Here is a 24,377-nt window from a genome sequence, read left to right as displayed (position 1 = left end):
TCCCCGTTGCACGAGGAGACCACTGCGATGACACCGACCACAAACGACCTGCCCGTGGTGGCGGATCTGCACGACGAGGCGCTGGCCGCGCGCCTGCAGGCGCTGCTGGACGACAAGACCAAGCCGCTGGGGTCGCTCGGCCGGCTGGAGGCGCTGGCGCAGCGGCTCGGCCTGATCCTTGGCACCGAGGCCCCGGCGCTGCGCGCGCCGCAACTGGTGGTCTTTGCTGCCGACCACGGGCTGGCTGCGCACGGCGTGTCGGCCTACCCGAGCGACGTCACCTGGCAGATGGTGGAAAACTTTCTCGCCGGCGGCGCGGCGGTCAGCGTGCTGGCGCGCCAGCACGGCCTGGCGCTGACGGTGGTCGACTGCGGCGTGCGCCATGCCTTCGCGCCGCGGGCGGGCCTGGTGGACGCGAAGGTCGCCTGGGGCACGGCGGACGCGCTGCAGCAGCCCGCGATGACCGACGCGCAATGCGCGCAGGCGCTGCAGCACGGTATCGACCTCGTGCGCCGCCTGCCCGGCAACGTGCTGCTGCTGGGCGAGATGGGCATCGGCAACACCTCCGCCGCGGCGCTGCTGATGAGCCGCCTGACGGGGCTGGACATTGCGGACTGCACCGGCGCCGGAACCGGGCTGGACGCCGCCGGTGTGCAGCGCAAGATCGACGTGCTGCGCCGGGTGCTCGAGCGCCACGCGCAGGCCACCGAGCCGCTGCCGGCGCTGGCGGCGCTGGGCGGCTTCGAAATCGCCGCGATGACCGGCGCCATCCTGCGGGCCGCCGCCGAGCGCCGCGTCATCGTCGTGGACGGCTTCATCACCACCGCCGCGGTGCTGGTGGCGGCGCGGCTGCGTCCGCACGTCTTGCAGCGCTGCGTGTTCGCGCATCGCTCCGGCGAGCGCGGGCATGCGCTGCTGCTGGCGCACCTGAAGGCCGAGCCGCTGCTGGACCTGGGGCTGCGCCTGGGCGAAGGGTCTGGTGCGGCGCTGGCCTGGCCGCTGCTGGTGTCGGCCTGCGCGATCCTGCGCGAGATGGCGAGTTTCGGCGCCGCGGGCGTGGCCCGGCGCCGTGCCACGGCCGCGGTCGCAGGCTGAGGGCGCCGTGGCATGAAGGCCTTGCTGCGCGGCGTGCGCCACGCGCTGCTGGCGTTGCAATTTTTTACCCGCGTGCCGGTGACCGGGCGGCTGGCGGCCTGGGTGGGGTATTCGCCGGCCATGCTGCGCTCCAGCGCGGCTTATTTTCCGCTGGTGGGGGTGGGGGTCGGCGCCGTGGCGGCGGCGGTGCTGGCGTGGTTGCCAGGGTGGCTGCCAACTCAGCCAGCGCAGGCGTGGGTGGTGGCCGTGCTGGCCTGCGCCGCCACCGTGTGGCTGACCGGGGCGTTCCACGAAGACGGCTGGGCCGACACCTGCGACGCACTGGGCGGCGCGGTGCCACGCGAGCGGGCGCTGGCCATCATGAAGGACTCGCGCATCGGCAGCTACGGCGCCCTGGGGGTGACGCTGCTGCTGATGTTGAAAGTGGGGCTGCTGGCGCTGCTGCTGCAAACCCAGCCGGCGCTGACGCCGGCGCTGGCGTGGGCAGCGCACGTGGTGTCGCGCTACGCGCCGCTGTGGCTGATGCGCACGCTGCCGTACGTTGGCGACGCCGACGGCCGCAAGGCCAAACCGCTGGCCGACGCCATCGACCGGCGGGCACTGGCGCTGGCCAGCGCCTGGACGGCGGCCGCGCTGTGCGCGCTGTGGGCGTGGCGGCCGCTGGCGCCTGCCGCGTGGGTTGCCGCGCTGGGCGCGGCGTGGCTGGCGGGCTGGCGCATGCGCGCGTGGCTGGCCCGGCGGCTGCAGGGGTTCACCGGCGACACGCTGGGGGCCACCCAGCAGGTGGTGGAGGCGGCGTTTTTGCTCGGCGCGGCGATGGGGCTGGCGTCACGGCTGGGGTGAGGCATGCGTTTGTGGCTGGTGCGGCACGCGGCGCCGGTGGTGGCCCCGGGGTTGTGTTACGGCCGGTTGGATGTGGCGGCCGACCCCACGGCCACCGCCGCCGCGGCCCAGGCGCTGCGTCGGGCCCTGCCGCCGCGCTGGGCGGGCTGGCACTCCGGCCTGCAACGCGCGCGTGCGCTGGCCCAGGCGCTGGGCGCGCCGCCGCTGGCCGACTGGCGCCTTGACGCGCGGCTGGACGAGATCGACTTCGGGGCTTGGGAAGGCCTGCCGTGGGACGCCGTGGGGCCGGGGGCACTGGACGCCTGGGTGGCGAACTTTGCCCACCATCGCCCCGGCGCTGGCGAGTCGGTGGCCGACCTGCTGCGCCGGGTGCACGCGGCGCTGCACGAGGTGCGCGCCCTGCACCCGGAGGGCGACGTCGTCTGGATCACCCACGCCGGGGTGATCCGGGCCGTGCAGTGGTTGCTCGAGCACGGCCCTGCCGCGCCGCGGCGGGCCGAGCAGTGGCCGGCGCAGGCGCCTGGGTGGGGGCAATGGCGCATCGTGGCGCTGCCGGGTCTCGGTATTTTCCCTTAGAACCGGCACGAAACCGGGTTGCGTTCAGCGGGCTGTAAGTTTGCACCGCAACAGTGTGACGTGACGCATCGCCACCGGCGATGCGATCGGGGCGGCTGCGGCCGCCGGTTCGCAACAACTATCCGAGGAGCATCCATGTCCCTGAACGACAACGCCCGGGCCTATTGGTCCGCGACGCTGGGGCTGCTGACCAAAGTGCTGGTCATCTGGTTCCTGGTGTCGTATGGCGCCGGCATTATCTTTGCCGACGCGCTCAACAGCATCAAACTGGGAGGCTATCCGCTGGGCTTTTGGTTTGCCCAGCAGGGTTCCATTTACGTGTTCATCGCGCTGATCTTCTGGTACGCGGCGCAGATGCGCAAGATCGACGCCAAGTTCGGCATGGCCGAAGACTGATCCGAAGGAACGCACCATGAGTTTGCAACTCTGGACTTATCTGGTCGTTGGCGCGACCTTCGCGCTGTACATCGGCATCGCGGTGTGGTCGCGCGCCGGCAGCACCTCCGACTTTTACGTCGCCGGCGGCGGCGTGCACCCCGTGACCAACGGCATGGCCACCGCGGCCGACTGGATGAGCGCGGCGTCGTTCATCTCGATGGCCGGCCTGATCGCCAACATGGGCTACGGCGGCGCCGTGTTCCTGATGGGCTGGACCGGCGGCTACGTGCTGCTGGCCTGCCTGCTCGCGCCGTACCTGCGCAAGTTTGGCAAGTTCACCGTGCCGGAGTTCATCGGTGACCGCTACTACTCGCAGACTGCGCGCAACGTCGGCGTGATCTGCCTGCTGGTGGCGTCCATCACCTACATCATCGGCCAGATGACCGGCGTGGGCGTGACGTTCTCGCGCTTCCTGGGCGTATCCAGCGAAACCGGCATCTACATCGGGCAGGCCATCGTGTTCGCCTACGCGGTGTTCGGCGGCATGAAGGGCATCACCTACACCCAGGTGGCGCAGTACATCGTGCTGATCCTGGCCTACCTGGTGCCGGCTGTCTACATTTCGCTGGCGCTGACCGGCAACGTCCTGCCGCAACTGGGCCTGGGGGCCGACCTCAAGGGCACGGACGTCGCGCTGCTGGCCAAGCTGGACCAGGTGGTCAAGGACCTGGGCTTTGCCGAATACACCACCGCGGTGGCGGGCAACAAGCTCAACATGTTCTTCTACACCGTGTCGCTGATGATCGGCACGGCCGGCCTGCCGCACGTCATCGTGCGCTTCTTCACGGTGCCCAAGGTTTCGGACGCCCGTTCGTCCGCGGGCTGGGCGCTGGTCTTCATCGCCTTGCTCTACACCACGGCCCCCGCGGTCGGTGGTATGGCGCGCCTCAACCTGATCGGCACCGTCAACACCGCGGTCGGCGTGGAGCCGGATCCCGCCGGTGGCATCCGCGTGAACGCCGAGCGCGTCAAGGCCAATGCGGATCTGTTCGCGGCCGAATCCGCGCTGCCCTATGAGCAGCGTCCGGACTGGTTCAAGCGCTGGGAGAAGACCGGCCTGCTGAAGTTCGAGGACAAGAACGGCGACGGCCGTATCCAGTTCTACAACGACAAGACCGCCAACCCGGCCGTCAAGGCCAAGGCCGAAGCGGCCGGCCTCAAGGGCAACGAGCTGACCGTCAACGCCGACATCATCGTGCTGGCCAACCCCGAAATCGCGCTGCTGCCGAACTGGGTCATCGCGCTGGTCGCCGCCGGTGGTCTGGCCGCGGCCCTGTCCACTGCGGCGGGTCTGCTGATGGCGATTTCGTCGGCCATCTCGCACGACCTGATCAAGGGCGCCATCAACCCCAACATCAGCGAGAAGAACGAGCTGCTGGCCGGCAAGATCGCCATGGCGGGCGCGATCATCGTGTCCGGCTACCTGGGCCTGAATCCGCCGGGCTTCGCCGCGGGCACCGTGGCGTTGGCCTTCGGTATCGCCGCCTCGACGATCTTCCCGGCGCTGATGATGGGCATCTTCAGCAAGAAGGTGACCGGCTCCGGCGCCGTGGCGGGCATGCTCGCCGGCCTGTTCGTGACGCTGTTCTATGTGTTCGCGCACAAGGGCATCTTCTTTGTCAAGGGCACGGAGTACCTGGACCTGATCGGCGGCGCCAACAGCTTCTTCGGCATCACGCCGGAAGCCTTCGGCACCGTGGGCGCGATCGTCAACTTCATCGTGGCGTTCGCGGTCAGCGCGGTGTCCAAGCCGGTGCCGGCGCACATCCAGGACCTGGTCGAATCGGTGCGCGTGCCCAAGGGCGCAGGCGCGGCGGTCGGCCACTGACCCCCTGGGTGAGGGGCGGGCCGCGGCTGGCCCCGCTCCTTGCGCGGCCGCGCGGCGCGGTGCTACGAGCGCCGCCGCGGCTTCAACGGCCCCGCCGCTTGCCGGCGGGGCCTTTCGCTTGTAGGATGGGCCGTGATGATCAGCGTTTACCCGATCAAGATTCTGTTTTTTCTGGTGCTGTTTCCGGTGGCCTTTTTTTGGCTGCGGCGCGCCTGGCGCATTGCCGTGCGGCATGATTTTTCCGAGGTTGCGCTGCGCAAGGGTGAGCCCCCGGCGAACGCAGCGCGCTGGGCACCGTACGAGCTCGCGCTCAACCTCGTCGCCGGCGGGGTGCTGGTGGGCGTGATCGTGTCGGTGCTGATGGGGTGGCTGGCCTACGAGGAATGGGTGGCCATCGCGGGGTCCACGCTGTGGGTGAAGATTTTTCTGTCGTTCGCGCTGGGCCGCCACGCGCACGGCGTTGGTTTGGGGCGGCGCGCGCGGTCCGACAAGCCCGCGGTGTGATGGCCACCTAGTCGCGGTGCCTCAGCGCCCGCCGTGCAGCTGCTCCAAGTCCTGCCGGATGATGGTGGCGATCTCCTCGATCGACTTGTGCGTGGTCGAGAGGATGCGGATGCCCGCGCGGCGCATCAGCGATTCGGCCTCGCGCACCTCGTAGCGGCAGTTTTCCAGGCTCGCGTAGCGCGAGTGGGGGCGGCGCTCGTGGCGGATTTCGCTCAGCCGCTGCGGGTCGATCGTCAGCCCGAACAGCTTTTTCTTGTGCGGCAGCAGCGCCGGCGGCAACTGTCGGCGCTCGAAGTCCTCGGGAATCAACGGGTAATTGGCCGCTTTGAGGCCAAACTGCAACGCCAGGTACAGCGAGGTGGGCGTTTTGCCGCTGCGGCTGACGCCGATCAGGATGACGTCGGATTTTTCCAGGTTCTCGTTGGTCTGCCCGTCGTCGTGCTCCAGTGTGAAGTTGATCGCTTCGATGCGGTCGTGGTACTCGCGGCTTTTGGTGACATCGGAAAAGCGCCCCACGCGGTGGTTGGACTTCATGCCCAGCTCGTGCTCCAGCGGCGCGATGAAGGTGCCGAACATGTCGATCAGCATGCCCTGGCAGTGCTGTTGCAGCACCTGCAGCACCTCCATGTTGACCACCGTGGTGAACACCAGCGGCCGTGTGCCATCGACGGCGGCGGCGTGGTTGATCTGGCGCACCGCCTGGTGGGCCTTGTCGGCGTCGTCGACGAAGGGCAGCCGCACCCGCTTGGGGCGGATTTCGAACTGCCGCAGCAGCGCGTCGGCAAACGTTTCGGCCGTGATGCCGGTGCCGTCGGAGACAAAAAAGACACTGCGGTTGGCGTGGCTGCTCATGCTAGTGCGTGCGGCCCGTGGGGCCGTGGTGTGGCAGGGTGGGACGACTACAATCACCCTATTATCGCGGCTGCCGGCGCGAGCCTGACCCGTGCCCGTGGCGGCTGGTGCCCACGGCGGGACGCACGATGACAACGACAACCCCGATCCCGCCGCGCCGCGACCCGGTTTTTCAACCATCGAGGAGTGTTCACCATGTCCAACCGTTTTCCCCCTGACGCGCTGGTGGTGCCGTTCGAGCAGCTGCGCATGGCCGACGTCGAGATCGTTGGCGGCAAAAACGCCAGCCTGGGCGAAATGATTTCGCAACTGCCCCAAGGGGTGCGCGTGCCCACGGGCTTTGCCACGACGGCGCACGCGTTTCGTGAGTTCCTCAAGCACGGCGGCTTGGACGAGCGCATCCACGCCAAGCTGGCGGCGCTGGATGCCGACGACGTCAAGGCGCTGGCGGCCACCGGCGCCGAGATCCGCGCCATGGTCGAGGCGCAGCCGTTCCCGCCCGCGCTCGAAGCCGCCATCCGCGAGGCCTACGCCAAGCTTGACGGTGGCCTCAACGCCAGCTACGCGGTGCGCTCGTCCGCCACGGCCGAAGACCTGCCCGACGCGTCGTTCGCGGGTCAGCAGGAGACCTTCCTCAACGTCGTGGGTATCGAGCACATCCTGCACAAGATCAAGGAAGTGTTCGCCAGCCTGTACAACGACCGTGCGATCAGCTACCGCGTGCACAAGGGCTTTGCGCACAGCGAGGTGGCGTTGTCGGCCGGTGTGCAGCGCATGGTGCGCTCGGACCTGGGCGCCTCGGGGGTGATGTTCACGATCGACACCGAAAGCGGCTTTGAGGACGTGGTGTTCATCACCGCCAGCTACGGCTTGGGCGAAACGGTCGTGCAAGGCGCCGTCAACCCCGACGAGTTCTATGTGCACAAGCCCATGCTCAAGGCGGGCAAACAGGCCATCATCCGGCGCACGCTGGGCAGCAAGCTGATCCAGATGGTGTTTGCCAGCGACGAGGACAAGGCCGCCGGCGGCAAGCTGGTCAAAACGGTGGACGTGCCGCCCGAGCAGCGCAACCGCTACTGCTTGTCTGACGCCGAGGTGCTGGAGCTGGCGCGCTACGCGCTGATCATCGAGCAACACTACGGCCGTCCGATGGACATCGAGTGGGGCAAGGACGGCGTGGACGGCCAGATCTACATCCTGCAGGCCCGCCCTGAGACGGTCAAAAGCCAGGCCAGCGGCCAGGTGGAGCTGCGCTACAAGCTCAAGGCCAAGGGGCCGTTGCTGGCGCAGGGCCGCGCCATCGGCCAAAAAATCGGCACCGGCAAGGTGCGCATCGTGCACTCGATCGCCGAGATGGACAAGGTGCAGCCGGGCGACGTGCTGGTCACCGACATGACCGACCCCAACTGGGAACCGATCATGAAGCGCGCCAGCGCCATCGTTACCAACCGTGGCGGGCGCACCTGCCATGCCGCCATCATCGCGCGCGAGCTGGGCATCCCGGCCGTGGTGGGCTGCGGCAACGCCACCGAGGCGCTCAAGGACGGGCAGTTGGTCACCGTCAGCTGCGCCGAGGGCGACACCGGCCATATTTACGAAGGGCTGCTTGAGACCGAGGTGACCGAGGTGCAGCGCGGCGCCATGCCCGAGCTGCCGGTCAAGATCATGATGAACGTGGGCAATCCGCAACTGGCGTTCGACTTTGCCCAGATCCCCAACGGCGGCGTGGGGCTGGCGCGGCTGGAGTTCATCATCAACAACAACATCGGCGTGCACCCCAAGGCGATCCTGGACTATCCGCAGATCGACGCTGACCTCAAGCGCGCGGTGGAGTCCGCCGCGCGCGGCCACGCCAGCCCGCGCGCCTTTTACGTCGACAAGGTGGCCGAAGGCGTGGCCACTATCGCGGCAGCGTTCTGGCCCAAGCCCGTCATCGTGCGACTGAGCGACTTCAAGAGCAACGAGTACCGCAAACTCATCGGCGGCAGCCGCTACGAGCCCGACGAAGAAAACCCGATGCTGGGTTTCCGCGGTGCGGCGCGCTACATCAGCGACGACTTCGCCGAGGCGTTCGCGATGGAGGTCGAAGCCCTCAAGCGCGTGCGGCTGGACATGGGCCTGACCAACGTGCAGGTGATGGTGCCGTTCGTGCGCACGCTGGCGCAGGCCCAGCGCGTCACCGAGCTGCTGGCCTCGATGGGGCTCAAGCGCGGCGAGCACGACCTCAAGCTCATCATGATGTGCGAAATCCCGAGCAACGCCATTTTGGCCGAGCAGTTCTTGCAGTACTTCGACGGCTTTTCGATTGGCTCCAACGACCTCACGCAGCTGACGCTGGGGTTGGACCGCGACTCGGGTCTGGAGCTGCTGGCGCACGACTTCGACGAGCGCGACCCGGCGGTGCTGGCGTTGATCGAGCGCTCCATCGAGGCCTGCCGTGCGCAGGGCAAGTACATCGGCATCTGCGGTCAGGGGCCCAGCGACCATCCGGACTTCGCGCGCTGGCTGATGGATAAGGGCATCAGCTCGATCTCGCTGAACCCGGACACCGTGGTGGATACCTGGCAACGCCTGGCCCAGGGCTGAAGCCCCCAAACCGCCCAACGATGGAGCGCCGCCGTGACGCCACCCCCCGCGCCCCGCTGGCGGCGCGTCTGTGGGCGCTGTTTGCCGCCGGGGTGGTGGTGTTCAACTTCCCCCTGCTGGGGGTGTGGGCGGCGCTGGCCAACGACGCGGGGCTGCCCGCCCCATGGGCGGTGGCGACGTTTGGCGTGTGGGCGGTGCTGATCGCCGCCCTGGCATGGTGGATGGAGCACGCGCCGGACTGAAGCGGCTGGCGCGCACGACGCAAGGGCTTGCCGGCCATGTCCACCGCCGTCGTCGCCAGCGCCGCGTTCGCTTACCTGGGGTTGTTGTTTGCGGTAGCGCACTGGGCCGACGCCCGGGCGCGCGCCGGGCGCTCGCCGACGCGCAGCGCCTGGGTGTACGCCCTGTCGTTGGCGGTGTATTGCACCGCGTGGACCTACTTCGGTAGCGTCGGGCGTGCCGCCAGCGGCGGGCTGTGGTTTTTGCCGATTTACCTCGGCCCCACGCTGGCCATGGTGCTGGCGTGGGTGGTGCTACGGCGCATCGTGCGCATCGCACGCCAGCAGCGCATCACCACCATCGCCGACTTCATCGCCAACCGCTACGGCAAAAGCTCGCTGCTGGCCGGCGCCGTCACCCTGATCACCGTGGTGGGCATCGTGCCGTACATCGCGCTACAAATCAAAGGCATCGCGGTGGCCACGGCGGTGGTGACCGGGCAACCGCTGCAGGTGGCACACGCCCAAGCGTGGTGGGCGGACAGCACGCTGTACCTGGCCTTGGGGCTGGCGGCGTTCACCATCGTGTTTGGGGTACGGCACTGGGACGGCACCGAGCGCCACGCTGGCATGGTGACGGCCATCGCGCTGGAGTCGATGGTCAAGCTGGTGGCTTTTGTGGCGGCCGGCGTGGCGGTGACGTGGGGGCTGTTCGACGGGCCAGCGGACCTGTTGCGGCGTGCCCAGACGGTGCCGGAGCTGGCGCGCCTGTTGACGCTGGGGGACCCGGGCGCCTTCGCGTGGTCGAGCTGGGCGGCGCTGACGCTGCTGGCGGGCCTGTCGGTGCTGTTGCTGCCGCGTCAGTTTCAGGTCATGGTGGTGGAGCTGGAGGATGATCGCCACCTGCGCCGCGCGGCGTGGGTGTTTCCGCTGTACCTGTGGCTGATCAACCTGTTTGTGTTGCCGCTGGCGTTGGCCGGCCTGCTGGTGTGGGGACCACAGGCTGCCGTGCAGGCCGAGCTGTTCGTGCTGCGGCTGCCGCAGACCATGGGGCTGGACGCGCTGGTGCTGCTGGTCTACCTCGGGGGGGTGTCGGCTGCCACCGGCATGGTCATCGTCGAGTCGATCGCGGTGGCCACGATGGTCTGCAACGACCTGGTGTTGCCGTGGTGGTTGCGCCGCCGCGCTGTGGTGCACGCCGACGGCGACCTGCGGCGGGCGGTGTTGCGCATCCGGCGCGCCACCATCGTGGGCGTGTTGCTGCTCGGCTACGGGTACTACCGGGCGGCGGGCGATGCTTACGCGCTGGTCAGCATTGGCCTCATCAGCTTTGCTGCGGTGGCGCAATTCGCGCCGGCGCTGTTCGGTGGCTTGCTGTGGCGCGGTGCCAGCCACGCCGGGGCGCTGGCGGGGTTGCTGGGCGGCTTTGCCGTGTGGGCCTACACGCTGATGTTGCCGTCGTTGGCCAAATCGGGTTGGTTGCCGCGCGGGTGGGTGGATCACGGTCTGTTCGGTTGGGGGCTGCTGCGGCCCGAGGCGTTGTTGGGCTTGCAGGGTTTCGACGCCCTGACCCACGGGCTGTTTTGGAGCCTGCTGGTCAACGTCGCACTGTACGTGGGCGTGTCGCTGGCACGCCCGCCGGGGGTGGCCGAAACCGCGCAAGCCATGCTGTACACCCAGCCGCGGGGTGCCCACGCGGGCGACGAGGCGAGCCTGCCAGTGCTGTGGCGGGGGCAGGCTACGTTGCCGGCGTTGCAGACGTTGCTGGCGCGCGTGTTGGGGGCCGAACAAGCCCAAGCGCGGTTGGCCGAGCAGGCGCGCCAACGCGGTGTGCCGCTGGCGCGGCTGGAAGCCGACGCGGCGTTGGTGCAATGGGCCGAAACCCAGTTGGCCGGTACGGTCGGCAGCGCGTCGGCGCGCCGCCTGGTGGCGTCGGTCGTGCAGGAGCAGCCGCTGTCGGTCGACGACGTGCTCGACCTGTTGCAGGAAACCAGCCGCCTGAAGACGCTGTCGCGCTCGTTGCAGGAAACCACCCGCCAGTTGCAGGCCGCCAACGCGCGGCTGCAGGAGCTCGACCGGCTCAAAGACGACTTCATGTCGTCGGTGACGCACGAACTGCGCACACCGCTGACGTCGATCCGGGCGCTGGCCGAAATCCTGCGCGACGAGCCGGGACTGCCCAGCGAGCAGCGCCAGCAGTTTCTGGGTGTCATCGTCGACGAAGCACAGCGCCTGTCGCGGCTGGTCAACCAGGTGCTGGACCTGGCCAAAATCGAAGCCGGGCGTGCCGACTGGGTCAGCGCCGAGGTGGATCTGGTGCAGCTCGTCAAGCACGCCGCTGCCGCCGCGGACCCGTTGCTGCAGGCGCGTCATGCCCGGCTGGAGGTGCAGACCACGCTGCCGCAGGCGGTGGTGCGCGCCGACCCCGACCGGCTGCAGCAGGCGTTGCTCAACCTGCTGTCCAACGCCGCGCGTTTTGTGCCGGACGATGGCACCGGCTGGGTGCAGGTGCGGGTCGAGCCCGGGCCGCCAGGCGCGCAGGGCACTGTGCGGGTCGCCGTGCTCGACAACGGCCCTGGCGTGCCGGCGGCCGAACGCGAGACGATTTTCGAGCGCTTTCACCAAGGCAAGGGTGCCCGCGGTGGCACCGGCCTGGGGCTGCCGATCAGCCGCCGCATCGTCGAGCACCTGGGCGGGCGGCTGTGGCTGGAGGCCGACGCTGGCCCCGGGGCATGCTTCGTCATCGAGCTGCCGCTGTTGGGGCCACGTCAGCCCATGGACGTACACTAAAAAGTGGCCGGGCTGCCGCAGCGGCTTGGCTACCTCAGGAGACAACCACCATGGTCGCCCCGCGCGTGCTGATCGTCGATGACGAACCCAACATCCTGCTGCCTTTGGAGTTTTTGATGCGGCGCGAAGGCTACGAGGTACGCAGCGCGCGCGACGGCGAAGAGGGCTGGCAGGCCGTGCAGCAGTGGCGCCCCGACCTCGTCCTGCTGGACGTGATGATGCCGCAACGCGACGGGTTTGAAGTCTGTGGGCTGATCCGCAGCGACCCGGCGCTGGCGTCGGTGCGCGTGGTGATGCTGACCGCCAAGGGCCGCGACAGCGACGTCGCCCGTGGTTTGGCCCTGGGGGCCGACGCCTACCTGACCAAACCGTTTGCCACCGCCGACCTGGTGCAGCGCGTGCGTGAGCTGCTGGAGACGCCGCGATGAAACGGCGGGTCGATCGCCGCCTGTGGTGGCTGCTGGCCGGGGCCGCGGCGGTGTCGCTGGCCTGGCTGGGGGTGACCGTCGGGTTGATCGCCGTCACGCTGGAGCCGGAGGCGCGCCAGCGCATGCTGGAGCTGCTGGGCGACCGTTGGGGTTTGGTGCTGCTGATGTGGCTGTTGGGGATGACGGGGATCGGCTGGGGGCTGCAGCGCGCCTTCGACGTCGGCGTGCACCCCTGGCGGCGCCTGGCCGAAGAAGCGGCCGTGCTGCTGACGGCCGATCCGCCACCCACGCTGCGCGAGCGAGGACCGGCCGACGTGCGCCGGGTCGCGCATCTGTTCAACGAGCTGGTGCGGCAGCGGGAGCGCTGGCGGCGCGAGGTGGACGAGCGCGTGCGCGCCGCCGCGCGCGACATCGAGCAAGAAAAGCGCCGCTTGGCCGCGCTGATGGCCGAGCTGACGCAAAGCGTCATCGTCTGCAACCTGGATGGCCGCGTGCTGCTGTACAACAACCGCGCCCGGTTGCAGGTGCGTGCGTTGTCGCAAGCGCCGCAGGGGTTGGGCGGCGCCGAGCTGCTGGGGTTGGGCCGCTCGATTTACACCGTGCTGGACCGCGCCGTGCTCGCCCACGCGCTGGACGAGCTGCGCCAGCGCCTGCGCAAGGGGGCGGCGCAGCCCAGCACCCAGTTCGTCACCGCCACACGGGGCGGGCAGTTGCTGCGCGTGCAGGTGGCCCCCGTGCGGCTGGTCGAAGAGGAGGGCCGCCCGCGCGACACCGACCCCGCCGCCATGGCGGGGTTCGTGCTGGTGCTGGACAACATCACGCGCGAATACGAGCAGGCCGCGCAGCAGCAACGCCTGTGGGCCAACTTGACCGAGGCGGCGCGCCGCGCGGTCGGCAACGTGCGCGCGGCCGTCGAGGTGCTGCAGCTGCCCGACGCCGACGCGGCGCTGCGCGAGCGGCTGCTGGCCGTGATCCGTGACGAGGTGGTGGCGCTGGGCGACCGCCTGCACGAGGTCGCGCGCGAAGGGCTGGCCGACACGACGGCGCACGCCCCGTTGGAGGACATGCTGGGGGCCGACGTGCTGGCCGTGCTGCAACGCCGCCTGGCCGAAGTGCCGGGCGTACAGATCGACGTGCGCGAGCCCGACCCGGCGTGCTGGCTGCGGGTGGAAAGCCTGGGCTTGGCCCATGCGTTGCAGCGCTTCGTGCAACGTTTGGCGGCGGATGGCGGGGTGGACCGCGTGACGCTGAGGCTGGCACCGGCCAGCGGGGTGGGGCCGGCGGCGCACGTCACGCTGGAGCTGGCCTGGCCCACCGCGCGCACCGGCGCCGCGCCCTGCCAGGGTTGGCTCGACAGCGACGCCGAGGGCAGCGCCCACGGCACCGTGCGCGAGGTGGCCCAGCGCCACGGTGGCGACGCCTGGGTGCAAGACGAACCGGCCCAGGGGCTAACCTGTTTACGGCTGTTGCTGCCAGCCGCGGTGCCGGCCGCCAGCGTCGAGGCGCCGTCCATGGTGCGCGTGGAAAGCCGCCCGGAGTTTTACGACTTCGATCTGTTTCGCGTCAGCCCCGCGGCACGCGCGTGGGACGACGTGCCCCTGACCGAGCTGGTCTACACCGTGTTCGACACCGAAACCACCGGCCTCAACCCATCCGACGGTGACGAAATCATCCAGATCGGCGCCACCCGCATCGTCAACGGGCGGCTGCTGCGGCACGAGAGTTTTGAGCAGCTGATCGATCCCCGTCGGCCGATTCCGCGCGCCTCCATTCCCATCCATGGCATCACGCCCGAGATGGTGCGCGGCCAGCCCGACATCACGCAGGTGTTGCCGGCGTTCCATGCCTTTGCCCGCGACACGGTGCTGGTGGCGCACAACGCCGCGTTCGACATGCGGTTTTTGCAGCTGAAGGAGCGCCTCGTCGGTGTCAGCTTCGACCAGCCGGTGCTGGACACCTTGCTGTTGTCGGCGGTGGTGCACCCGGAGCAGCCCTCGCACAGCCTGGACGAGATCGCCGCGCGCTTTGGCATCGCTGTGCTGGGCCGCCACACCGCGCTGGGCGATGCGCTGGTGACGGCCGAGGTGTTTTTGCGCCTCATCCCGCTGCTGGCGCAGCAGGGCATCGTCACCCTGGGCCAGGCGCGCCAAGCCGCCGAGCGCACCTACTACGCCCGGCTGACGTACTGAGGCGGGCGTTGCCCGTTTTCAACAGCCAGCGGCTGCCGGTGCCGCATCACCAGGGCAAACGGTCGATGACGCTCAGTCCGTCGACGGGGACTCATCGCCCGCGGTGGGCGGGGCATCGGGCACGGCATCGAGCCATTGGTCGAACACCGCTTCGCTGCCCCTTTGCTGCCGCTCGCGGAAGTAGGCTTGCGTCTTGAGGGCGGATATCTTTTCGGCGATCGCGGACAGAAACAGCTGATTCATCGACACGTGCTCCTCCTTCGCCAATTGCTTGGCGTAGGCCATAAACGAGTCGGGTAAGCGAAGCGCGTATTGGGCCATTTCAGAGGTCCTCGTGCCAAGACGATACCAACTGTCGCGGTGTCAGCAGCGGCAAAGCGAAACGCTTGGCCGCTGCGGCAAAGTCAGCCACGTTGTGGGTGGCCAACGCATCGGCGTGACCATTGAGCGCGGTTTCCAGCACCATTTCATCGCTTGGATCGGGTAGCTGGGGACGCCACAAGTAGCAGGCCGTTGAAAAACTGCTGCGGTAGGCCATCTGCGGCGTTGCGCGGTGCTCGCTCCCTCGCCTATCTGTTTGATAGGCTTCGGTCGCTGTGCTCCGTGCGCCTTGCATCTGGCCATCCTCGCGACGTTTTTCAACGGCCTGGTAATGCAACGTCACCGGTTCGATAAAAAGCGACAACGCATCCAAAAACGTATCGACCGGCACAGCACGAAACGCCGCTTCATGCGCACACCGCTTGAGCGCCGCTTCGTACTCCAACATCAACGGTACAGACGCCAACGGGCGCAACCGACGCTGCCGCACGGCGTGTAACAGCGCGAAAGACGCGCCATGACGGCTGCGACTGGCTGCAACCAGGACATTGGTGTCGAGGACGATCCTGGTGATCATATTGTCCATGATATCGCCGGAGACGCCAAGCCCTTGGCGTGTTCGCGCTAAAAGCGCCCGGCCAGGTAGCGTTTTTCCAGCACCCCTTGCAACGCCTTGACGACCGCGAAGGCGTCCTTGAGGTGGCGCTGTTCCAGGACGGACAGTTCGTCCGGGCGCAAAAAATTGTCGGCCGGCTGTCCCGCCTCCAGGCGGCGCACCTGGTGCTGCACGCGCAGCGTGGTCAAAAACTCCAGTGCGGCCAGCAGGTCGCGCACCCGCTCGCGGGTGATTTCGCCGCTGTCGGCGCTGTGCAGCAGGCGCTCGCGCGTGTTGACCGCGGCAATGCCTCCGGCCAGGGCATAAACGCGCGCCAGGTCGATGATCGGCACGATGCCGCTGTGCTTGAGGTCGATGGTGCCGTCGTGCTCGCCGCCGCGGATCGTTTGCAGGTTGCCCAGCCAGTTCAGCGGCGGGGTGTGGGCGAGTGCGTTGGACACCATGTGCGCCAAAAAGATACGCTGCTTGGGCGTGCGCGCCAGCACCTCGGCCCGCAGTGTGTCCAGCAGCGCGCGCTCGCCGGCGACGAAGCGCTGATCGAAAAACACACAGGTCAGCATCAACGCCTTGGGGTCGGGGGTCTCGATCCAACGCACGAAATACTCCCGCCAGCGGCTCCAGGGCTGGCGCCACGTCGCGGTCAGCGCCATCATCTCGCCTGGGCAGTAGACGTAGCCGCAGGCGTTGAGGCCGTCGCAGACGAAGCGCGCCAGCGCCTCGAAGTAGGGGCCATGTTGCGCTGCGTCGTAGGCGTCGTCCAGCACCAGGCAGTTGTCCTGGTCGCTTTTGGCGGTTTGTTCGTTGCGGCCTTGCGAGCCGGCCGCCACCCACGCCCAGGGCACCGGCGCCGGCCCCAGCTCACGTTCGGCCAGTTGCAGCAGCCGGGTGGTGATGGCGTCGGTCATCGCCGACACCATGCGCCCCATCGCATGCGCGCTGGTGCCGGCCGTCGCGAGTTGGCGCTGCAGCGCGGGGATACGCGCCGCCACGGCTTGCAGCTCGGCCACGCTGTCTTGCTGGTAAATGGCTTGGGCCAGCACCACCGCCGAGTCGCTTTGCCGCTGCTGCAGGTCGCTGCTGGAAATTAGGCCGACCACGCGGCCGCCGTCGGTGACGGGCACATGGTGGATGTTGAGGCGCGCCATCAACAGCAGCGCATCGAAGGCCGCGTCGCCGATATCGACCGTTTGCACGGCGGTGGTGGCCACCTCGATGATCGGCCGCTGGGGGTCGAGCCCCGCGGCCAGCACGCGGTTGCGCAGGTCGCGGTCGGTCACGATGCCGCGCAGCGTGTCACCGTCGGTGACCAGCACCGACGACACGTTGTGCTCGCGCATCGTCTGCGCCGCCGCACGCACCGGCAGCTCGGGGGGCACGCAGATGGGCGCGCGGCGCAGCAGCGAACGCACCGGCGTCGAGGTCAGGGTCAGCGTGTCATTGAGACAGGTTGGTGGCTCGGGCATGGCGGGGCATCGGATCGGGTTGGCGCTAAGATCATCGCATCGTACACCGCCGTGTGCGCCGGCAGCCACCGCTGCGCGGCCGCGGATCCCTGGCATGCAACCGCCCACCGCCGATGTGCCATCGCAGCGTGTCTTGCTGCGTCTGTACGCCCGCTTTACGCTGGCGTTCGTGTTGTTCACGGTGCTGCTGGGTGCGCTGGAGCACCTGGGGGTGTCGCGCATGGCCATCGGCCTGACTTTTTTGCTGGCCACCCTGGGCGTGTACGCCACGATCGGCTTGGCGGCACGCACGGTCGACGCCACCGCATACTACGTGGCCGGGCGGCGTGTGCCGGCGCTGTTCAACGGCATGGCGCTGGCGGCCGATTGGCTGTCGGCGGCCTCGTTCATCGGGCTGGCGGGCACCTTGTACCTGCAGGGGTTTGGTGGGCTGGCGTTTGTGCTGGGGTGGTCGGGCGGCTTTGTGCTGGTGGCGGTACTGCTGGCGCCGTACCTGCGCCGCTATGGTGGGTTGACGATCCCCGACTTTTTGGCCGAGCGCTACGGGGGCACCGTGCCACGGTTGCTGGCCGTGGTGGCGGTGCTGCTGTGCTCGTTCGTCTACGTGGTGGCGCAGATCGTCGGCGTCGGGCTGATCACCTCGCGCCTGACCGGCTTGGCGTTCGAGGTGGGTGTCTTCCTGGGGTTGGGGGGCATCCTGGTGTGTTCGTTTTTGGGGGGCATGCGCGCCATCACGTGGACGCAGGTGGCGCAGTACATCGTGCTGATGCTGGCGTTTGCGGTGCCGGTGGCGTGGCTGTCGTACAAGCAGACTGGCTCACCACTGGCCCTGCTGACCTACGGCGAGCAGCTGCAGCGGGTGTTGCAACGCGAGCAAGCGCTGCTCGATGACCCCGCCGAGCGCCATGTGCAGCGGGTGTGGGCCAACCAGGCGCACGTGTTGGCCGAACGGCTGCGGGACCCCGCCGCGGCGCTGCAACGCGAGCGCGACCAGCTCGAAGGTCACCTGCAGGCGTTGCGCCAGCTGGGGGCCGATGCGAACGAGATCGCCGCCACCGAGCGCGCGCTGTTGCGCCTGCCGCGCGACGCCGTGGCCGCCGAGGCGCTGTGGCGCCAACAGTGGGCACATGCCCAGGCGCGCGCGCAGCCGCTGGCGGGGGTGGCGCCACAGGCCAAGCCGTTTGCTGGCGACCCCCACGGCACCGCGGCGCAGCGCGAAGCGTTCGAGACGTCGCGGCGCAATTTTCTGGCGCTGGTGTTTTGCCTGATGGTCGGCACGGCGTCGCTGCCCCACCTGCTGGTGCGGTTTTACACGGTGCCCACGGTGGCCGCGGCGCGCTGGTCGGTGGTGTGGGGCGTGGGTTTTATCGCCTTGCTGTACGTGACGGCGCCGGCGCTGGCGGTGTTTGTCAAGCACGAGGTGCTGAGTCAGCTCGTGGGCATGCCCGTGGACCGGCTGCCGGCGTGGGTGACGGCGTGGAGTCGGGTCGACCCGGCGCTGTTGTCGGTGCGTGACGTCAACCGCGACGGCGTGCTGCAGTGGGGCGAAATCACACTGGGCGCGGACATCATCGTGCTGGCGGCGTCCGAAATCGCGGGGTTGCCCTACGTGGTGGCGGCGCTGGTGGCGGCAGGGGGCTTGGCGGCGGCGCTGTCGACGGCGGACGGCTTGCTGCTGGCCATCACCAGCGCACTCAGCCACGACGTGTACTACAAGACGCTCGTCCCCCAGGCCGCCACCGCGCGGCGCGTGACACTGTCCAAGGTGCTGCTGCTGGTGGTGGCGCTGCTGGCCACCTACCTGGCGGCGCAGCGGCCAGCGGACATCCTGCCGCTGGTGGCGGCGGCGTTTTCGTTGGCGGCATCGGCGTTTTTCGTGCCACTGGTCGCGGGGATTTTTTGGACCCGCGCCAACGGCCCTGGTGCGGTGGCGGCGATGCTGACCGGTGTCGGCGTCACACTCGGTTACATGGTGGTCAACCAGCCGTGGGTGCGCAGCTGGCTGGGGGTGCATATCGAGCCGGGGCTGTGGTGGGGGATTGACCCGATGGCCGCGGGCGTGTTCGGCGTGCCGGCCAGCGCCGCCGCCCTGGTGGTGGTCAGCCTGGTGACACCGGCGCCCACGGCGGCGCGACGCGCGTGGGTGAGGCGCTTGCGCACGCCAGCAGCCGGCGGGCTATAATCACGGGCTTCCTTGCCACACCCGAGCGACGCCGGGGCGGCAGTTTTTCCACAAGGAGAGTTCATGCGTCACTACGAAATCGTCATGCTGATCCACCCGGATCAGAGCGAGCAGGTGCCCGCCATGCTGGAGCGCTACAAGGGGATGATCACCGCCGGTGGCGGCATCATCCACCGCGTGGAAGACTGGGGCCGCCGTCAGCTGGCTTACCAGATCAACAAGCTGTCAAAGGCGCACTACCTGTGTCTGAACATCGAGGCCGGCAAAGAGGTGATGGCCGAGCTCGAGACGGCGTTCCGCTTCAACGACGCCGTGCTGCGCCACTTGGTGGTGCAGAAGAAGAAGGCTGAAACGGGTCCGTCGGCCATGATGAAAGCCGTCGAGCGCGAGGAAGCGCGCAAGGCCCAGGCCCAACAGGAAGCCGCCGCTTGAGGGCGCTAGGCGCCGTCGATCCGTTGACCAACCGATTGCAGCTGCAGGCGCGGCTGGCCGAAAAAGCGGCGCTGCGCTATACCCCAGCAGGCTTGGCTGCGCAGGATGTGGTGCTGGAGCACCAGTCGCTGCAAAGCGAGGCCGGGGGCGAGCACCTCGTGGCCCTGCGCCTGAAGGCCGTGGCCTTTGGCCCGCTGGCCGAACGGCTGGCCCGAACCGATCTCGGCAGCGGATTGCGGTGCGAAGGCTTTCTTGCCTCCCCGCGCCGTGGACACGGCGTCGTCTTACACATTCAGACATTCGAACCGCAGTAGGAAACCATCATGGCTGCACCGCAACGCAACTCGGCCAACCGGCCCAAGCGCGTCAACAGCAACCCGCTGTTCAAGCGCAAGAAGTTCTGCCGCTTCACCGTCACCGGCGTCGAAGAGGTGGACTACAAAGACATCGACACGCTGAAGGATTTCATTGCCGAAAACGGCAAGATCATCCCGGCGCGCCTGACTGGCACGCGCGCGATCTTCCAGCGTCAGGTGGCCACCGCCATCAAACGCGCGCGCTTCCTGGCTTTGCTGCCGTACACCGACCAGCACCGCGTCTGAAGGAGCCCGCCACCATGCAAGTGATTCTGCTCGACAAGGTCGTCAACCTGGGCAACCTCGGCGATATCGTCAGGGTCAAGGACGGCTACGCCCGCAACTACCTGATCCCGACGGGCCGTGCGCGCCGCGCCACGCAGGCCGCCATCGACGAGTTCAACGCGCGCCGCGCTGAATTGGAAAAGGCCGCCGCGGCCAAGCTGGCCGAAGCCAAGGCCATTGGCGAAAAACTGGCCGGCTTCACCGTCAAGGTGACGCAAAAAGCGGGCGTCGACGGTCGCCTGTTCGGCTCGGTCACCAACCACGACATTGCCGCCGAGCTCAACAAGGCCGGCTTCACGGTGCACAAGTCGCAGGTGCGCATGCCCAGCGGCGTGTTCAAAAACGTCGGCGACTACACCGTGCAGGTGGCGCTGCACACCGACGTGGTGGTGGACGTCAACGTCCAGGTGTTGGGCGAGACGGTCTAAAGCCGCGGCTGACCCGGACCCCGACGTGGGCCCGGCGCCCTGCCACCGACGACGGGCTGGCCCCCAGCGGGCGGCCCGTCGTTGTTTTTTAGCTCACCACAGCTTCCACCACGGGCCGCTGTCGCGTTGCAGCCCGCGGGTCAGCAGGGGGCTGGCGGGGAAGTTGGCCTCCAGCACGCGCCTCGCATCGTTGGCCTGCTGCTCCATACCCAGCGCCTCGTACGACTTGTACAGCAGGTACAAAGCTTCTTCGGCGGCGGGTACGTTGGTGTAGTCGCGAATGGCCTGTTGTGCGCGGTTGATGGCCGCCACGTAAGCGCCGCGGCGGTAGTAGTAGCGCGCGATGTGCACTTCCGACTGCGCCAGCGCATTGACGATGTACACCATGCGCTGGCGCGCGTCGGGGGCGTAGCGGGAGTCCGGGAAGCGCTCGACCAGCTGCTTGAACGCTTCGAACGAATCCTTCGCGGCTTTTTGGTCGCGCTCGGACAAATCCTGCTGCGAGATAAACCCGAACAAGCCCAGGTTGTCGTTGAAATTGACCAAGCCTTTGAGGTACAGCGCATAGTCCAGCGCCGGGCTGGCCGGATGCAGCCGCATGAAGCGGTCCAGCGTCGCGATGGCCTGCGCGGGCTCGCCGTTTTTGTAGTGTGCGTAGGCTTTTTCCAGCTGGGCTTGCTGCGCCAGGGGGGTGCCGGCGGCACGCCCTTCGAGCTTTTCGAAGTATTGGATGGCCTTGTCGTAATTGCCGGCGGCGCGCTCGTCCATCGCCTCGGCGTAGAGCTTGTTGGGGCTCCAGCCGGCGGTGACGTCTTTTTCGGGGCCGCTGGCGCAACCGGCCAGCAGGGCCAGCACCACGGCCGCCGCCAGGGTGGGGCGACGCAGCGGAGCAACGGATAATGCGAACGGTTTCATCGGGTGGCGCCCCAGACGGCGCGCTGCCGCGCCTGCAATCAAGATGGAAAAAATTATAGAGGCCCCGTGCCCCCCCCAGGGGGCGGACGACGACGAAGGCACCGAACTGCGTGAGCTGACGGTGGACGCGGCAGGCCACGGCCAGCGGCTGGACCGTTGGCTGGCGGCGCAGCTGGAGGCGTTTTCGCGCACCTACCTGCAGCAGCTCATCGACGACGGCGCGGTGCAGGTGGCTGGGCGGGTGGTGCGCAAAAGCGCGCAGCGGCTGCGTGTCGGTGAGCCGGTGCGCGTGCTGCTGCGGCCCAGCGAGCAGGCCATGGCCTACGTGCCGCAGGCGATGGCGCTGCCGATCGTGTTTGAGGACGAGCACATTGCGGTGCTGGACAAGCCTGTCGGCATGGTGGTGCACCCCGGCGCTGGGCACTGGAGCGGCACCCTGCTCAACGGCTTGCTGGCGCACCACGCCGGGGCGGCCGCACTGCCGCGCGCGGGCATCGTGCACCGGCTCGACAAGGACACCAGCGGCCTGATGGTGGTGGCCAAAAGCGCGCCGGCCTACGAGGCGCTGGTGGCCGCCATCGCCGCGCGGCGTGTGCGCCGCATCTACGTGGCACTGGCGCACGGCCGCTGGCAGGGTGGGGCGCACCAAACGATCGAACAACCGATCGGGCGCGACCCCCGCCAGCGTCTGCGTATGGCCGTGCACCCCGGCGGTGGCGCGGGGGCCAAGCCGGCCCGCACCGACCTGCGCGTGCTCGACGGCAACACCGCCGCCACGCTGCTGGCATGCCGCCTGCACACCGGTCGCACGCACCAGATTCGCGTGCATCTGGCGTGGTTGGGGCACCCTCTGGTGGGTGACCTGCTCTACGGTGGCCGGCTGGCGTGGGGCATGGCGCGGCAGGCGCTGCATGCGGTACGCCTGGGGCTGCCGCACCCGGTGCTGGGGCGCTGGATGGTATGGGACAGTGCGTTGCCCGCCGATGTGCAGCAGGCCATCGAGGCCGCGGGTCTGCACTACAATCGCGCGCTTTTGTGGCCCGGTGATGACCCGGACCAGGCGGTGGAGTAGGGTGTATGCAGCGCGACGAGGCCCAACAGATACTGGAGGCGGCCCTGTTGTGCGCCGGCCGGCCGCTGCCGCTGGCGGAGTTGGTGGCGCTGTTTGACGGCACGCTGACACGCACCGAGGTGCTGGCCGCGCTGCACGACCTTCGGCAGGCATGGCAAGGGCGCGGCCTGGCGCTGGTGGAGGTGGCCGACGGCTGGCGGTTCCAGAGCCGGCCGCATGTGCACCCGTTTTTGCAGCGTCTGCACCCAGAAAAGCCGCCCCGCTACAGCCGCGCCGTGTTGGAAACGCTGGCGGTCATTGCCTACCGGCAGCCGGTGACGCGCGGCGACATCGAAGCCATCCGTGGCGTGACGCTGGGCACCCCGATCCTGCGCCAGCTCGAGGAACGCGGCTGGATCGAGGTCGTCGGGCACCGCGACACCGTCGGTCGCCCGGCGCTGTACGCCACCACGCGGCAGTTCCTGGACGACATGGGGCTGCCGTCGCTGGCGGCTCTGCCCGCCTTGCACGACGCCCCCGACCCCGGCCCTGAACTGCCGGGCCTGGACCCCGCACCCCCCGAACAATCCTCGACACCATGAACACCCCACCGACACCGCGCCCCGGGCGCGCGCCGAGCAGCCCGCGTCGCACCCGTGCGACCGAGGTGCCCGCGGCCCCCAGCAGCGTCAAGCTGCACAAAGTGCTGGCCCAACTTGGGCTGGGTTCGCGCGCCGACATGGAGCAGGCCATCGCCGCCGGGCGCGTCACCGTCAACGGGCAGCCGGCCCACACCGGGCAGCGTGTGACCGCTGGCGACGTGATCCGCTTCGACGGCCAGTTGGTGCGCTGGCGTGCCGCGCCGACGCGCCTGCCCCGCGTGCTGCTGTACCACAAGCCCACCGGCGAGGTGGTGACGCTGGACGATCCCCAAAACCGCCCGACCGTGTTTGCCCGCCTGCCGCGGCTGCGCAGCGGCAAGTGGATGGCGGTGGGACGGCTCGACATCAACACCGAGGGGCTGCTGCTGTTCACCGACTCGGGCGAGCTGGCCAACCGGCTGATGCACCCGCGCTATGGGCTGGAGCGTGAATACGCGGTGCGTATCCTGGGCGCGCTCAGCACCGAGGAGCGCCAGCGGCTGCTCGATGGCGTGACGCTGGACGACGGCCCGGCGCGCGTGCTGGCGTTGGACGACGCCGGCGGCAGCGGCGCCAACCGCTGGTACCGCGTGGTGCTGGCCGAAGGGCGCAACCGCGAGGTCCGGCGCTTGTTCGAGGCGGTGGGCCACGTGGTCAGCCGCCTGATCCGGGTGCGCTACGGCCAGGTGACACTGCCGCGGGGGCTGCGCCGCGGCGCCTGGGTGGAGTTGCCCGCGCCCGAGGTGCAGGCCCTGCTGCAGCACGCCGGCATGGCGGTGCCGCAGCGCCCGCAGGCGCCACGGCGTCGCAGCGGCCCACCGCGCGGCGCGGGGCCTCGCCCCAGCCGCCCCAAGCCGGCGCGCAACAGCTAAAATCTCAGGTTTTCTTTATCATTGCACGCAAACACCATGGCCATCGAACGAACCCTTTCCATCATCAAGCCCGACGCCGTTGCCAAGAACGTCATCGGTCAAATCTACAGCCGCTTCGAAGCCGCCGGTCTCAAGATCGTCGCGGCCAAGATGGTGCACCTGTCGCGCCGCGAGGCCGAGGCGTTTTACGCCGTGCACAAAGAGCGCCCGTTTTTCAAGGACCTGGTCGACTTCATGGTGTCCGGTCCGGTGATGGTGCAGGTGCTCGAGGGCGAAAACGCCATCGCCAAGAACCGCGAGCTGATGGGTGCCACCGACCCCAAGAAAGCCGCCCCCGGCACCATCCGCGCCGACTTTGCCGACAGCATCGACGCCAACGCGGTGCATGGCTCCGACGCGCCTGAGACGGCGGCCGTCGAAGTGGCGTTTTTCTTCCCCGGCATGAACATTTACTCGCGCTGACGATGC

At 68.7% G+C, this 24,377-nt stretch carries 24 protein-coding genes and 1 pseudogene; 20 read left to right on the top strand and 5 right to left on the bottom strand.

Going from position 1 to position 24,377, the window contains the following annotated elements:
• The first annotated feature begins 27 nt into the window (after positions 1-27).
• The 6 genes from cobT to Taqua_RS06400 all read left to right on the top strand — a co-directional run bounded on the left by cobT (position 28) and on the right by Taqua_RS06400 (position 5,284).
• A complete protein-coding gene (gene cobT / locus Taqua_RS06420; RefSeq protein ID WP_144325771.1) occupies positions 28-1,095 on the top strand; it encodes a nicotinate-nucleotide--dimethylbenzimidazole phosphoribosyltransferase in 1,068 nt (355 codons plus the stop codon).
• Between the two features lie 12 nt (positions 1,096-1,107).
• Positions 1,108-1,938 carry an adenosylcobinamide-GDP ribazoletransferase gene (gene cobS / locus Taqua_RS13200; protein ID WP_246094644.1) on the top strand — a complete coding sequence of 277 codons (831 nt, stop codon included), beginning with the start codon at positions 1,108-1,110 and terminating at the stop codon, positions 1,936-1,938.
• Positions 1,939-1,941: 3 nt separating this feature from the next.
• Positions 1,942-2,514, top strand: coding sequence for a histidine phosphatase family protein (locus Taqua_RS13195; RefSeq protein WP_185969572.1), 573 nt, complete (start codon positions 1,942-1,944; stop codon positions 2,512-2,514).
• Between the two features lie 135 nt (positions 2,515-2,649).
• Positions 2,650-2,910: a DUF4212 domain-containing protein gene (locus Taqua_RS06410; RefSeq protein ID WP_185969571.1), complete on the top strand. Its 261-nt coding sequence runs from the start codon at positions 2,650-2,652 to the stop codon at positions 2,908-2,910.
• 16 nt (positions 2,911-2,926) lie between these two features.
• Complete coding sequence (locus Taqua_RS06405; protein WP_144325769.1) at positions 2,927-4,780, top strand: sodium:solute symporter family protein; 1,854 nt, start codon at positions 2,927-2,929, stop codon at positions 4,778-4,780.
• 135 nt (positions 4,781-4,915) lie between these two features.
• Positions 4,916-5,284: a hypothetical protein gene (locus Taqua_RS06400; protein ID WP_144325767.1), complete on the top strand. Its 369-nt coding sequence runs from the start codon at positions 4,916-4,918 to the stop codon at positions 5,282-5,284.
• 21 nt (positions 5,285-5,305) lie between these two features.
• Here the strand turns inward: Taqua_RS06400 and ppsR are convergent, their stop codons facing one another.
• Positions 5,306-6,136: a posphoenolpyruvate synthetase regulatory kinase/phosphorylase PpsR gene (gene ppsR, locus Taqua_RS06395; RefSeq protein ID WP_144325765.1), complete on the bottom strand. Its 831-nt coding sequence runs from the start codon at positions 6,134-6,136 to the stop codon at positions 5,306-5,308.
• A gap of 195 nt (positions 6,137-6,331) precedes the next feature.
• Between ppsR and ppsA the strand changes: the two genes are divergently transcribed.
• The 5 genes from ppsA to Taqua_RS06370 are packed head-to-tail and all read left to right on the top strand — an operon-like array spanning position 6,332 to position 14,347.
• Complete coding sequence (ppsA, locus tag Taqua_RS06390; protein WP_144325763.1) at positions 6,332-8,722, top strand: phosphoenolpyruvate synthase; 2,391 nt, start codon at positions 6,332-6,334, stop codon at positions 8,720-8,722.
• A 20-nt stretch (positions 8,723-8,742) separates the two neighbouring features.
• The gene (locus Taqua_RS06385) at positions 8,743-8,964 is read left to right on the top strand and encodes a hypothetical protein (protein WP_144325761.1); all 222 of its coding nucleotides are present in this window, start codon (positions 8,743-8,745) and stop codon (positions 8,962-8,964) included.
• A 36-nt stretch (positions 8,965-9,000) separates the two neighbouring features.
• Positions 9,001-11,730, top strand: a complete 2,730-nt coding sequence (locus Taqua_RS06380; protein ID WP_144325759.1) for a sensor histidine kinase — start codon at positions 9,001-9,003, stop codon at positions 11,728-11,730.
• Between the two features lie 50 nt (positions 11,731-11,780).
• Positions 11,781-12,158: a response regulator transcription factor gene (locus Taqua_RS06375; protein ID WP_144325757.1), complete on the top strand. Its 378-nt coding sequence runs from the start codon at positions 11,781-11,783 to the stop codon at positions 12,156-12,158.
• Complete coding sequence (locus Taqua_RS06370) at positions 12,155-14,347, top strand: 3'-5' exonuclease (RefSeq protein ID WP_144325755.1); 2,193 nt, start codon at positions 12,155-12,157, stop codon at positions 14,345-14,347. The genes Taqua_RS06375 and Taqua_RS06370 overlap by 4 nt, the downstream gene beginning before the upstream one ends.
• 72 nt (positions 14,348-14,419) lie before the next feature.
• Here the strand turns inward: Taqua_RS06370 and Taqua_RS06365 are convergent, their stop codons facing one another.
• Genes Taqua_RS06365 through Taqua_RS06355 form a run of 3 tightly spaced genes read right to left on the bottom strand, consistent with a single transcriptional unit; the run spans position 14,420 to position 16,747 of the window.
• The gene (locus tag Taqua_RS06365; protein WP_144325753.1) at positions 14,420-14,668 is read right to left on the bottom strand and encodes a hypothetical protein; all 249 of its coding nucleotides are present in this window, start codon (positions 14,666-14,668) and stop codon (positions 14,420-14,422) included.
• 1 nt (position 14,669) lies between these two features.
• A complete protein-coding gene (locus Taqua_RS06360; RefSeq protein ID WP_221933919.1) occupies positions 14,670-15,254 on the bottom strand; it encodes a PIN domain-containing protein in 585 nt (194 codons plus the stop codon).
• A 38-nt stretch (positions 15,255-15,292) separates the two neighbouring features.
• A complete protein-coding gene (locus Taqua_RS06355; RefSeq protein WP_185969575.1) occupies positions 15,293-16,747 on the bottom strand; it encodes a DUF294 nucleotidyltransferase-like domain-containing protein in 1,455 nt (484 codons plus the stop codon).
• Positions 16,748-16,841: 94 nt separating this feature from the next.
• Here Taqua_RS06355 and Taqua_RS06350 point away from each other — a divergent pair, with 94 nt between their 5' ends.
• From Taqua_RS06350 to rplI, 5 genes are all read left to right on the top strand, one after another.
• Positions 16,842-18,929 (top strand): VC_2705 family sodium/solute symporter, encoded by a 2,088-nt coding sequence (locus tag Taqua_RS06350; protein ID WP_144325749.1) that lies wholly within the window; start codon positions 16,842-16,844, stop codon positions 18,927-18,929.
• 63 nt (positions 18,930-18,992) lie between these two features.
• Positions 18,993-19,361, top strand: a complete 369-nt coding sequence (gene rpsF, locus Taqua_RS06345; RefSeq protein ID WP_132961408.1) for a 30S ribosomal protein S6 — start codon at positions 18,993-18,995, stop codon at positions 19,359-19,361.
• A 23-nt stretch (positions 19,362-19,384) separates the two neighbouring features.
• A complete protein-coding gene (priB, locus tag Taqua_RS06340) occupies positions 19,385-19,675 on the top strand; it encodes a primosomal replication protein N (protein ID WP_144325818.1) in 291 nt (96 codons plus the stop codon).
• Positions 19,676-19,684: 9 nt separating this feature from the next.
• Positions 19,685-19,963 (top strand): 30S ribosomal protein S18, encoded by a 279-nt coding sequence (gene rpsR / locus Taqua_RS06335; protein WP_144325747.1) that lies wholly within the window; start codon positions 19,685-19,687, stop codon positions 19,961-19,963.
• A gap of 14 nt (positions 19,964-19,977) precedes the next feature.
• Positions 19,978-20,430 carry a 50S ribosomal protein L9 gene (gene rplI / locus Taqua_RS06330; protein ID WP_144325745.1) on the top strand — a complete coding sequence of 151 codons (453 nt, stop codon included), beginning with the start codon at positions 19,978-19,980 and terminating at the stop codon, positions 20,428-20,430.
• Between the two features lie 93 nt (positions 20,431-20,523).
• Here rplI and Taqua_RS06325 read toward each other — a convergent pair whose 3' ends face one another.
• Positions 20,524-21,345, bottom strand: a complete 822-nt coding sequence (locus Taqua_RS06325; RefSeq protein WP_144325743.1) for an outer membrane protein assembly factor BamD — start codon at positions 21,343-21,345, stop codon at positions 20,524-20,526.
• A gap of 43 nt (positions 21,346-21,388) precedes the next feature.
• On the opposite strand from Taqua_RS06325, the gene Taqua_RS06320 reads away from it, so the two are divergent.
• The 4 genes and pseudogenes from Taqua_RS06320 (at position 21,389) to ndk (ending at position 24,371) form a co-directional block, all read left to right on the top strand.
• Positions 21,389-22,417, top strand: coding sequence for an RluA family pseudouridine synthase (locus Taqua_RS06320; protein ID WP_144325741.1), 1,029 nt, complete (start codon positions 21,389-21,391; stop codon positions 22,415-22,417).
• Positions 22,418-22,422: 5 nt separating this feature from the next.
• A complete protein-coding gene (gene scpB, locus Taqua_RS06315; protein WP_144325739.1) occupies positions 22,423-22,998 on the top strand; it encodes an SMC-Scp complex subunit ScpB in 576 nt (191 codons plus the stop codon).
• A gap of 83 nt (positions 22,999-23,081) precedes the next feature.
• A pseudogene (gene rluB, locus Taqua_RS06310) lies at positions 23,082-23,885 on the top strand (23S rRNA pseudouridine(2605) synthase RluB); the annotation flags it as partial.
• 60 nt (positions 23,886-23,945) lie between these two features.
• Complete coding sequence (gene ndk / locus Taqua_RS06305) at positions 23,946-24,371, top strand: nucleoside-diphosphate kinase (RefSeq protein WP_132961415.1); 426 nt, start codon at positions 23,946-23,948, stop codon at positions 24,369-24,371.
• The last annotated feature ends 6 nt before the right edge of the window (positions 24,372-24,377 follow it).

The sequence above is a fragment of the Tepidimonas aquatica genome, from assembly GCF_007556585.1.
Taxonomy (GTDB): Bacteria; Pseudomonadota; Gammaproteobacteria; order Burkholderiales; family Burkholderiaceae_C; genus Tepidimonas; species Tepidimonas aquatica.
Note: the sequence above shows the minus strand (reverse complement) of the source record. Positions and strands in the feature narration are given on the sequence as shown.